The sequence below is a fragment of the Comamonas sp. w2-DMI genome, assembly GCF_040187735.1.
GTDB classification, from domain to species: domain Bacteria; phylum Pseudomonadota; class Gammaproteobacteria; order Burkholderiales; family Burkholderiaceae_C; genus Comamonas; species Comamonas terrae.
On record NZ_JBANEL010000038.1, the window covers coordinates 16,687 to 27,985 of the forward strand.

Genomic DNA, 11,299 nt, shown 5'->3' on the forward strand with positions numbered 1-11,299 from the left:
GAACGCCTCGCGGAGTTCCCTTTCAACACGGATACGGAGGCCAACGTCTTTGCTCGACATAGGGCGACAGTATCGCATGGATACACGTTTGTGTATCCAAAAAGTTAGCCGGCGTGTCGCATAAGTCCTAATTTGTGCGACACGCCCCGCCCTGTCATTTTCAGAAGGCGACTGCACCAGGTCATTGGGCCAGCCGCCATGGGTGTAGAGGACTCATGATCGACGTTTGTCAGCAGCCCTATGCACCGGTCGTAGCAGCAGCCCAGAACTCACCTGCACGAAAATCCTTGTTGTCCGTCAAACGATCATTAGTCGGTCATGTCGGACATTGTCCGTAAACGTGCTTTATCAATGGGTTTTCGGACGTTAAGATAAGCGGACGGAATGACGGACAAAAGGGGCTGCAATGGCACTGATCGGCTATGCGCGGGTATCGACGGCGGAACAGGACACCGCCTTACAGACGGACGCGCTGAACAAGGCGGGCTGCAAACGGATTTTTGAGGATACGGTTTCCGGGGCCAAAGCCGACCGGCCCGGCCTGACAGCGGCCTTGGCCTATGTGCGGGAAGGGGATGCTTTGGTCGTGTGGCGGCTGGATCGGCTCGGGCGCTCCCTGCCGCATCTGATTGAGACAGTCGCAGCCTTGGAAGGGCGCGGTGTCGGGTTCCGTTCGTTGACGGAAGCCATCGACACCACCACGCCAGGCGGGCGGCTCATCTTCCATGTGTTCGGCGCATTGGGCCAGTTCGAGCGCGACTTGATCCGCGAGCGCACGAAAGCCGGGTTGTCGGCAGCGGCGGCACGTGGGCGCAAGGGCGGACGCAAGCCGGTTGTCACCGCTGACAAGTTGCAGCGGGCGCGGGAGCACATCGCCAACGGGTTGAACGTTCGTGAGGCTGCGGCGCGGCTCAAGGTCAGCAAAACCGCCCTATACGCTGCCCTGCAAGGTGCGAGTGCTGCCGACTCCTGACATTCCGTGCAGTCACCTTCTGAAAATGACACGCCCTGCCCTTTTCTCTGGCGTCATCGCGTTGCAAAAGTCAGTCGCAAATGGTCTATTATTTGCGACGATATTTGCAACGAAGGGCGCACCATGAAAGACAAGCCGATGATCGGTTACGCCAGGGTATCGACTGACGACCAGGATTTGACGAACCAACGCGCCGAGCTGCACGCCGCCGGCTGCACGCGCATCTTTGCCGAGAAGATCACCGGCACCCATGCCAAGCGGCCGGAGCTGGGCCGGATGCTCGACCACCTACGCGCCGGCGACGTGGTGACGGTCACGCGGCTGGACAGGCTGGCCCGTAGCACCCGCGACCTGCTAGACATTGCCGAGCAGTTGCAGGCGAAAGGCGCGGGCCTGCGCTCGCTGGCTGAACCGTGGGCAGACACCACCACCCCGGCCGGGCGCATGGTGCTGACCGTGTTTGCCGGCATCGCCGAGTTCGAGCGTTCCCTAATCATCGACCGCACCAGGAACGGCCGCGAGGCGGCCAAGGCGCGAGGCGTGCAGTTCGGTCGCCGCCCTACCCTCACCCCCGGCCAGGTCGAACACGCCCGCGAGCTGCTGGCCGCCGGCCGCACGGCGGCCGAAACGGCCGAGCTGCTGGGCGTGCATCGGGCAACCCTTTACCGGGCGCTGCGCGGCCAGGAAACCAGCCAGGCCGAGGCCCGCCGGCGCGGCGCGTTTGTTGAGGACGCATTGACCGGGGCCGACGCGCTGGCCGCCGGCGACCAGGAGGGCATGAAGGCATGAGAAACGGACACTATCCCTTGCCCCCGCTTCGGCCCGAGCTGCAAGCAGCCCACGACGAGATGGACGCCAAGGGGGATTACTTCGCCTATGCCGTGTGCCGCACCCATGACGGCCAGGCTTGGGAAGTGACCACCAGGCAAGGCGGTATGTATGCCGCGCTCGATGGCCGGTATCTCGACCACGACGAAGCGATGGCCGCCGGCGTGGCCTGGCTGCTGGAACAGCTCGACCGCGAGCCGACCGCCGACGAGGCGGCCTATCGGGCGCTATGGGAGGCGCAGGACTTTAGCCGCTAAAGACCGTTTTTAACGGTCGCTTTTAATATTAAAAGAACGTTCAAAAAGTGCGCTAACCCTATTGACGCAACCGAGCCTGGTCGGCACAATTAGGCACTGTCAGTTAATATTCTTCTGAGGTGCCAATGTGATTATTACAGTAGGAAACACCAAGGGCGGCGTCGGCAAGACGACGTTGGCCGTTCAGCTCGCCATCGCCCGCGCCTTGGCAGGGCGCGACGTGTGGCTGATCGACGGCGACCGCCAGGGCACGGCAGCGGCGGCCATCGCCGCGCGGGCCGAGAGTGGCCGGCAACCGGGGATTGCCTGTGCGCAATACGCGGACGGCCCGACCCTGCGCGGCCAGGTTCAGCAGCAGCGGGACAAGTGGCAGGACATCATCATCGATGCCGGCGGCCGCGACTCGACCGCGCTGCGGGCGGCGCTGATCTTGTCCGATGTGCTGCTGGTGCCGTTCGCGCCGCGTTCCTATGACGTGTGGGCGCTCGATGACATGGCGGCGCTGGTGGATGAGGCCCGGAGCGTGCGCGACGGCTTGCGCGCCTTCGCCGTGATGAACCAAGCCGACCCCGGCGAGCACTCGGCCGACAACGCCGACGCGGCGGCAGCCGTGGCCGAGGTTCCACAGTTCGAGTACCTGGCAACCCCGATCCGGCGGCGCAAAGCGTTCAGTAATGCCGGCGGCGCGGGCCTGGCCGTGTCCGAGCTGGCCCCCCGCGACCCGAAGGCGATAGCCGAGATTGATAGTCTCGTTTCATCGCTTTTTAATATCCAACAAATCGCCTAACGGGAGTTTTTAGCATGTCAATACAGCGCAAACCCAAGACCGCCCCGGCAACCGCCGCCCAGGATGCTTTCATCCAGGGCGCACCCGACGCCAGCAAGGCCGCGCCGGCGGCCGCCTATGAGAAGGGCATCCCCAAGGGCCACAAACGGCAGATCACCTTGACCATTGCGCCCGAGCTTCTGCGCAAGGTCGATGAAGTCGCCAAGCGCACCGGCCAGGCCCGCGCCGCCGTCATCAACATGGCGATTTTCCGCGCCTTGGAAGGCGATATTTTCCAGAGCTAAAAGGAGTTCAAAGAGAATGAAAGTAATATCCAAGGGCAATCCATGAGCATTTGCGCCGCTTTAGCGGCTAAAACCAGGGCGAAGAAGGCCGGGCGGATAGCGCAGAACCTGGCCCAAGCGGCCCGCGAAAACGCGCAGCTCGGTTTGCCGGCGCCGTGGCAGCTCAATGGCATTTGGCTGGTGCCGCTCGAATCCGGCCGCGTGAAGCCCATAGGGTCGGCACCGTGGCGGCGGCCGAAGGCTTAGGAGACGGCATGAACAACCAACGCGGGAAAGGGCCGCAGCAGATCGGCGACCTATTGGGCGGTTCCCTGGGCGCTTCCTTGGAGAAGCTGAAAGCCGGGATCGATGCGAAGCAACAGAAGCGCATCGAGGCCGCCGCACGGCCGGGCGAGTCCAAGGAGCAGGTAGCCGCTAGGCTGCGCGACGAGGACGCCCGCGCCGACCGCGAGCGCAACGCCAGCAGCCCCGTTAAATCGCCCCCCCCCTTCGCCGTCTATCCGCAAGCCGCCGACCGGCGACGAGCAGCCCGATTTTTTCGTGCCGTCGCTCTACGACGTGGGCACCAAGGATTCCCGCAGCATCATGGACGTGGCTGTGTTCCGCCTGTCCAAAAAGGACAAGCGCGCCGGCGGGGTCATCCGCTACGAACTGTCCGATGGTTACGTGGAGGTGAAGGCAGGCCCGGACGGCATGGCGTCCGTTTGGGATTACGACCTGGTGCTGATGATGGTTTCGCACCTGACCGAAGCCATGAACCGCTACCGCGAGGGCAGGGGCGAGAAGCCAGGCCGCACCTACCGGCCCCATGTGAGTGACATTCTCAAGTTTTGCCGCCGTGGCGACGGCGGCCGTCAGGCGGATGAAGTGGAAGGGGCGCTAGACCGGCTCAAGGGCACGACCATCAAGAACGTGCGCGAGCGGCCATCCGCCAACGGCCGGCGGCCCATGCGCGAGGTCGAGGCCGAAGGCTTGGTAAGCAGTTACAAGGTGCTGTCCTATACAGAGAACGGCAAGATTGCGTCCGTCGAGATCGAGGCCCCGAAGTGGCTTTACCGTGAAGTCACAGAAGGCAAGCGGCCGGACGTGCTGACCGTGCATCCCGACTACTTCCTGATTGACCCAGGCATCGGTCGGTTCGTCTATCGCCTAGCTCGCCGAGCGGCTGGCAAGGGTGAAGCGAAATGGGCTTTCCAGACGATCTACGAGCGCAGCGGCAGCGCGGGCACGTTCAAGGAGTTTCGCCGCATCCTGCGCAACATCATCGAGGCCAACGACCTGCCCGAATACGAGCTGCGAGAGGAAGCAGGGCAGGGCGGCCCGCTGCTGGTGATGATCTACCGCGACCGCGCCGACGAGGCGCTGCCGCCGCCGTCCGGTGTGTAATAGACGGAGATCGGCGCTAGGGCAAAATGTCCTAACGCCTGTTCAGGCAGGAACAGCCCCTGGCTTGTGGATAGTCCGTCGATTACCCACCCGAACCCGTCTATTACACACCGGCTTCCGTCTATCACCCACCCGAACCCGTCTATTACACACCGGCCACATTCGCAAGTCATTGATTAGTAATGGAAAACTGCCGATTTTCCCGGCTAAAACTCTTTAAAACATATAAAAACTCTTAAAACCCGCCTGGCCTGTGCATAAGTCGCGGCCAGATCGAACCGCCCAAGCGCCCTACGGGCGCACCTGCCCTCCGGTCGCTTCGCTCCCTTCGCCCCGCCGCCTACGGCGTCGGCCTGCGCCTTCGGCGGGGCACCCCTGCGGGGTTCCCCCGCTTCGCGGCTCCCCCTCCCGGCAATCGTGCTGGCCTACGGCCAGGCTGCTTACCAAAGGCGCGGCCGCAGCCGCGCCAGTACCAGCTCCACCCCCTCGCCCTCATCGAGCGCCGCAGCAGCTCGAAAGCCAAGAAAAGCCAGGTTTAGCAAGGAAAAGCGGTTTGCCGAGGCCGTGCCCAACCTCAAACGCCAGCGCTGGCGTGACGGCCGCAGGTTGGACGCCAAGAGGGAAGGGCGGCAACGCCGACCAGGCCGACGAGCTGGCCAGCTTCGCCACTTCCGGCGATGACGGCCGCCGGCGCTCGAGCTCGCATCGCCAGGAATGACGATGCAGGCCCAGGGCAGGGCACCGCGCCCAGGCTGTCCAGGAGCGCCCAGGACGCACGAAGCCGGGCGCAGACGGGGGAAAGGGTCGGCCGACCCCTGAAAACGCCTCTACGGGGGGTCGCCTCAGAAAACGGAAAACAAAGCACGCTAAGAGTTCAAGGCTGCACTAACTGGCATCAATGGCTTTTTGCCTGCGCCTCTGATACCATACCCACCTATCTTATTTACGCAGGAGCTGCCCGTGAGCCACACCGTCCGCGAAAAGACCAAGCTACTCGGCCGCGTGCGCCGCATCCGTGGCCAGGTCGAGGCGCTGGAGCGCGCACTCGAAGCCGAGAAGGGGTGCGCCGAAGTGCTGCATCAGATCGCGGCCGTGCGCGGCGCCATGAACGGCCTGATGACAGAAGTCATCGAAGACCACATCCAGACACACATCGCCAGCCCGGCGATCACCAACGAAGCGGAACGCAGTCAGGGCGCCGACGAGCTGATCGACGTGCTGCGCGCCTATCTCAAATAGGGAATTTGCACCATGAATCAACGACATGATCATCCGTTTGCGCCGGACTTAGCAGACCAAGCCAGGCAGGGGACCACGGCTCCGGCAGCACACGAGCACCACCACGACCATGATGATGAGCATCATCACGACCACGATCATGCCTTCGAGTGGCCGGAAATGCTCCGTATTGCGGTGGTCGCGCTGGCCGCCGCAGCCGTTTGGTTCCGGCTGTGGGAGCCGTTCTCGGCGGTTAGCCTGATTGGTGTGGTGGGCCTTGCGGTCGGCGGTTGGCCGATCTTCAAGGAGGCATTCGAAAACCTCATCGCGCGGCGCATGACCATGGAGTTGTCCATGTCGATTGCCATCGTCGCGGCGGCGGCCATTTCGGAGTTCTTTACCGCCTTGGTCATCACGCTGTTCGTGCTGGTGGCGGAAGTGCTGGAAGGTATGACGGTCTCGCGCGGCCGACGTGCGATCCGCGATCTGCTCGACTTTCTGCCGCGTGCGGTGTCGGTGCGCCGCGCCGGCAGCGTTTCGGAGGTCGATGCCGACGCGTTGGCAGTGGGCGACGCCGTCCTGGTCAGTCCGGGCGGGCGCATACCGGTGGACGGCACCGTGCTTGCTGGCCACTCGTTCGTCGACCAGTCGCGCATCACCGGTGAATCGCTGCCCATGGAAAAAACGGCTGGCAACAGCGTGTTCGCCGGCTCGATCAACCAGTCGGGTGCATTGGAAATCCGTGCCGAGCGCATTGGTCGCGATACCAGCTTCGGCAAGATCATCGAGGCCGTCGAGCAGGCCGAGCGCTCGCGCGCCCCGGTCCAACGTTTGGCGGACCGGATGGCTGGCTACCTCGTCTATATCGCGCTTGCTGCGGCGGTGCTCACCTGGCTCCTGACGCGCGACATCCGTTCGACGATCTCGGTGGTGATCGTTGCGGGCGCCTGCGGCATCGCGGCAGGCACACCGCTGGCCATTCTCGGGGCGATCGGTCGCGCCGCGCGCGCCGGCGCCATCGTCAAGGGGGGGGCTTTTCCTCGAGCAGCTCGGCCAGGTGAATACCGTCGTCATGGACAAAACGGGCACGCTGACCTACGGGCAGCCGGAGGTCCAAGCCCTTCTGCCGGCCCCTGGCGTGGAGGAAGGCGAGCTGCTCGATGCAGCCGCCGCTGCTGAATTGCGTTCGGAACATCCGCTGGGCAAGACCATCGTCGCACATGCCCAGGCGACAGGTCGGATCATTGCTGAACCGGAGCGCTTCGGATACACGCCAGGGCGCGGCATCGACGCAACCGTGAGCGGTGAACGCGTGCTGGTCGGCAATCTCGCCCTCATGCGCGACCACGGCATTGCGGTTCCCGACGGCTTGCTCGTCGCCCACCCGGAGGCGTCCGAGGTATTCGTCGCACGCGGTCAAAGGTTGCTGGGGGCTATTGCGGTTGCGGACCGCGCACGCCTGGAAGCCCGCAAAGCCGTCGCTGCGATTCACGCCCTGGGCATACGCACGGTGCTCCTCACCGGTGACACCAAGGTGGTCGCTGAGGCGATGGCCACCCAGTTAGGGATGCAGGAGGTGGCCGCTGACATGTTGCCGGAGGACAAGCGCCAATATGTACAGCGTCTCGTTGGCGCGGGCCGCATCGTGGCGATGGTGGGCGATGGTGTCAACGACGCCCCGGCGCTTATCGAGGCCCAGGTCGGCGTGGCGATGGGCTCGGGCACCGACGTGGCGCGAGAGAGCGCTGACGTGGTGTTGCTGGGTAACGACCTGGAGAAATTCGTCGAAATGCTTGTGATCGCACGCCGCACGCGGCGGATCATCTGGGCCAATTTCGCAGGCACGATCGGTGTCGATCTCCTAGGCATCGGACTGGCGGCGTTCGGGTTGCTCAATCCGTTGGTGGCTGCGTTCATCCACGTCGCCTCGGAGCTGACTTTCATCCTGAACTCGGCAAGGCTCCTGCCGGCCCGCGCAAACGACGGGGCCAGTGCGGCATTGCCAGAGTCGGAAAGAACGAATGCGGCAACCTGAGGCGTCAGCTTGAGCTATACCCTAACTTGGCGTCTGACCACCCGGCGCGGAAGCGTCAGAATAGAGTCATCTTGCGAATTGTTTGACACGCACCGTCAAGGGTCATAGATTTCTTCCTGACACATTTCCCTCAGGAGGATACCTTGCACGGCCAGCGCATCGGTTACGCCCGCGTCAGCAGCTTCGACCAGAACCCGGAACGGCAGCTCGAACACGTCCGGGTAGACAAGGTGTTCACCGACAAGGCGTCGGGCAAGGACACCCGGCGGCCTGAACTGGAACGGCTGCTGGCCTTCGTGCGCGAGGGCGATACGGTGGTTGTGCACAGCATGGATCGTCTGGCGCGCAACCTCGACGACCTGCGTCGCCTGGTACAGGGCCTCACCCAGCGCGGTGTGCGCATCGAGTTTGTGAAGGAGCATTTGACTTTCACCGGCGAGGACTCGCCGATGGCGAACCTGATGCTCTCGGTGATGGGCGCGTTTGCCGAGTTCGAGCGCGCCCTGATTCGTGAGCGGCAGCGTGAGGGCATCGCGCTCGCCAAGCAGCGCGGTGCCTACCGTGGCCGCAAGAAGGCGTTGTCGCCCGAACGCATTGCCGAGCTACAGCAACGCGCCGAGGCGGGCGAGCAAAAGACCAAGCTGGCTCGCGAATTCGGAATCAGCCGCGAAACCCTGTACCAATACTTGAGAACGGATCAGTAACTATGCCACGTCGCTCGATCCTGTCCGCCGCCGAGCGGGAAAGCCTGCTGGCCTTGCCGGAGACCAAGGAGGAGTTGATCCGTCACTACACGTTCAGCGACACCGACCTGTCCATCGTCCGGCAGCGGCGCGGCCCGGCCAACCGCCTGGGCTTCGCCGTGCAGCTTTGCTACCTGCGCTTTCCCGGCGTCATCCTGGGCGTTGATGAGCCACCGTTTCCGCCCTTGCTGAAATTGGTCGCAGACCAGCTCAAGGTCAGCATCGAAAGCTGGGACGAGTACGGGCAGCGTGAGCAGACCCGACGCGAGCACCTGGTCGAGCTGCAAACGGTGTTCGGCTTCCAGCCGTTCACGATGGGCCACTACCGGCAGGCCGTCCAGTTGCTGACCGAGATGGCCTTGCAGACCGACAAGGGCATCGTGCTGGCCAGCACCTTGATCGAGCACCTGCGACAGCAGTCGGTCATTCTGCCTGCCCTCAACGCCGTCGAGCGGGCGAGCGCCGAAGCAATCACCCGCGCCAACCGGCGCATCTACGATGCCTTGGCCGAACCGCTGTCGGACGCGCATCGCCGCCGCCTCGACGATCTGCTCAAGCGTCGGGACAACGGCAAAACGACCTGGCTGGTCTGGCTGCGCCAATCGCCCGTCAAACCGAATTCGCGGCACATGCTGGAACACATCGAACGCCTCAAAGCGTGGCAGGCGCTCGACCTGCCTTCTGGCATCGAGCGGTCGGTGCACCAGAACCGCCTGCTCAAGATCGCCCGTGAGGGTGGCCAGATGACGCCCGCCGACCTGGCCAAGTTCGAGGCGCAGCGACGCTATGCCACCCTGGTGGCGCTTGCCATCGAGGGCATGGCCACCGTCACCGACGAAATCATCGACCTGCACGACCGCATCCTGGGCAAGCTGTTCAACGCCGCCAAGAACAAGCATCAGCAGCAATTCCAGGCGTCCGGCAAGGCGATCAACGCCAAGGTGCGGCTGTTCGGCCGCATCGGCCAGGCGCTGATCGAGGCCAAGCAGGCGGGCCGCGATCCGTTCGCCGCCATCGAGGCCGTCATGTCCTGGGATGCCTTCGCCGAGAGCGTCACCGAAGCGCAGAAGCTTGCGCAGCCCGAGGACTTCGATTTCCTGCACCGCATCGGCGAAAGCTACGCCACGCTGCGCCGCTACGCGCCGGAATTCCTTGCCGTGCTCAAGCTGCGGGCCGCTCCCGCCGCGAAGGACGTGCTCGACGCCATCGAGGTGCTGCGCGGCATGAACAGCGACAACGCCCGCAAGGTGCCCGCCGACGCGCCGACCGAGTTCATCAAGCCGCGCTGGCAGAAGCTGGTCATGACCGACACCGGCATCGACCGGCGCTACTACGAACTGTGTGCGCTGTCGGAGATGAAGAACGCGCTACGCTCCGGCGACATCTGGGTGCAAGGCTCGCGCCAGTTCAAGGACTTCGAGGACTATCTGGTGCCGCCCGCGAAATTCGCCAGCCTCAAACTGGCCAGCGAATTGCCGCTGGCCGTGGCCACCGACTGCGACCAGTACCTGCATGAGCGGCTGACGCTGCTGGAAACGCAGCTCGCCACCGTCAACCGCATGGCGACGGCCAACGAGCTGCCGGACGCCATCATCACCGAGTCGGGCCTGAAGATCACGCCGCTCGATGCGGCGGTGCCCGACACCGCGCAGGCCCTGATCGACCAGACGGCGATGATCCTGCCGCACGTCAAGATCACCGAACTGCTGCTGGAGGTGGACGAATGGACGGGCTTCACCCGGCACTTCGCGCACCTGAAATCAGGCGACCTGGCCAAGGACAAGAACCTGCTGCTGACCACGATCCTGGCCGACGCGATCAACCTGGGCCTGACCAAGATGGCGGAGTCTTGCCCCGGCACGACCTACGCCAAGCTGGCTTGGCTGCAAGCCTGGCACATCCGCGACGAAACGTATTCAACGGCGCTGGCCGAACTGGTCAATGCCCAATTCCGCCATCCTTTCGCTGAACACTGGGGCGACGGCACCACGTCATCGTCGGACGGCCAGAACTTCCGCACCGGCAGCAAGGCCGAGAGCACCGGCCACATCAACCCGAAATACGGTAGCAGCCCAGGGCGGACGTTCTACACCCACATTTCTGACCAGTACGCGCCATTTCACACCAAGGTCGTGAACGTCGGCGTGCGCGATTCGACCTACGTGCTCGACGGCCTGCTGTACCACGAGTCCGACTTGCGGATCGAGGAGCATTACACCGACACGGCGGGCTTCACCGATCACGTCTTCGCCCTGATGCACCTCCTGGGCTTCCGCTTCGCGCCGCGCATCCGCGACCTGGGCGACACCAAGCTCTACATCCCGAAGGGCGACGCCGCCTATGACGCGCTGAAACCCATGATCGGCGGCACGCTCAACATCAAGCACGTCCGCGCCCATTGGGACGAAATCCTGCGGCTGGCCACCTCGATCAAGCAGGGCACGGTGACGGCCTCCCTGATGCTCAGGAAGCTCGGCAGCTACCCACGCCAGAACGGCCTGGCCGTCGCTCTGCGTGAGCTGGGGCGCATCGAGCGCACGCTCTTCATCCTGGACTGGCTGCAAAGCGTCGAGCTGCGCCGCCGCGTGCATGCCGGGCTGAACAAGGGCGAGGCGCGCAACGCGCTGGCCAGGGCAGTGTTTTTCAACCGCCTGGGTGAAATCCGCGACCGCAGTTTCGAGCAGCAGCGCTACCGGGCTAGCGGCCTCAATCTGGTAACGGCTGCCGTCGTGTTGTGGAACACGGTCTATCTGGAACGGGCTGCGCACGCGCTGCGTGGCAACGGCCA

Annotated in this window: 12 protein-coding genes; all 12 read left to right on the forward strand. The window is 64.0% G+C overall.

Going from position 1 to position 11,299, the window contains the following annotated elements; genetic code table 11:
* Nucleotides 1-406: 406 nt before the first annotated feature.
* Nucleotides 407-973, forward strand: a complete 567-nt coding sequence (locus V8Z74_RS23980; protein ID WP_349711742.1) for a recombinase family protein — start codon at nucleotides 407-409, stop codon at nucleotides 971-973.
* Between the two features lie 123 nt (nucleotides 974-1,096).
* A complete protein-coding gene (locus tag V8Z74_RS23985; protein ID WP_349711744.1) occupies nucleotides 1,097-1,762 on the forward strand; it encodes a recombinase family protein in 666 nt (221 codons plus the stop codon).
* On the forward strand, nucleotides 1,759-2,058 hold the full coding sequence (locus V8Z74_RS23990; RefSeq protein WP_170132857.1) for a hypothetical protein: 300 nt from the start codon (nucleotides 1,759-1,761) through the stop codon (nucleotides 2,056-2,058). Before V8Z74_RS23985 ends, V8Z74_RS23990 begins: the two co-directional genes overlap by 4 nt.
* A 127-nt stretch (nucleotides 2,059-2,185) precedes the next feature.
* Complete coding sequence (locus tag V8Z74_RS23995) at nucleotides 2,186-2,845, forward strand: nucleotide-binding protein (RefSeq protein WP_191604244.1); 660 nt, start codon at nucleotides 2,186-2,188, stop codon at nucleotides 2,843-2,845.
* A 14-nt stretch (nucleotides 2,846-2,859) separates the two neighbouring features.
* A complete protein-coding gene (locus V8Z74_RS24000; protein WP_080445232.1) occupies nucleotides 2,860-3,129 on the forward strand; it encodes a CopG family transcriptional regulator in 270 nt (89 codons plus the stop codon).
* A gap of 42 nt (nucleotides 3,130-3,171) precedes the next feature.
* The gene (locus V8Z74_RS24005) at nucleotides 3,172-3,375 is read left to right on the forward strand and encodes a hypothetical protein (RefSeq protein ID WP_061512174.1); all 204 of its coding nucleotides are present in this window, start codon (nucleotides 3,172-3,174) and stop codon (nucleotides 3,373-3,375) included.
* A gap of 294 nt (nucleotides 3,376-3,669) precedes the next feature.
* On the forward strand, nucleotides 3,670-4,515 hold the full coding sequence (locus V8Z74_RS24010; RefSeq protein ID WP_249214464.1) for a replication initiator protein A: 846 nt from the start codon (nucleotides 3,670-3,672) through the stop codon (nucleotides 4,513-4,515).
* 960 nt (nucleotides 4,516-5,475) lie between these two features.
* Entirely contained in the window at nucleotides 5,476-5,754 is a 279-nt protein-coding gene (locus tag V8Z74_RS24015) for a metal/formaldehyde-sensitive transcriptional repressor (RefSeq protein WP_349711747.1), read from the forward strand.
* A gap of 12 nt (nucleotides 5,755-5,766) precedes the next feature.
* The gene (locus V8Z74_RS24020; protein ID WP_349711749.1) at nucleotides 5,767-6,912 is read left to right on the forward strand and encodes an HAD-IC family P-type ATPase; all 1,146 of its coding nucleotides are present in this window, start codon (nucleotides 5,767-5,769) and stop codon (nucleotides 6,910-6,912) included.
* Entirely contained in the window at nucleotides 6,806-7,768 is a 963-nt protein-coding gene (locus tag V8Z74_RS24025) for a heavy metal translocating P-type ATPase (protein WP_349711756.1), read from the forward strand. The genes V8Z74_RS24020 and V8Z74_RS24025 overlap by 107 nt, the downstream gene beginning before the upstream one ends.
* Nucleotides 7,769-7,911: 143 nt before the next feature.
* Nucleotides 7,912-8,472: a recombinase family protein gene (locus V8Z74_RS24030; RefSeq protein ID WP_128003237.1), complete on the forward strand. Its 561-nt coding sequence runs from the start codon at nucleotides 7,912-7,914 to the stop codon at nucleotides 8,470-8,472.
* 2 nt (nucleotides 8,473-8,474) lie between these two features.
* Nucleotides 8,475-11,299, forward strand: a 2,825-nt coding sequence (locus tag V8Z74_RS24035; RefSeq protein ID WP_349711752.1) for a Tn3 family transposase, incomplete at its 3' end; no start/stop codon positions are given.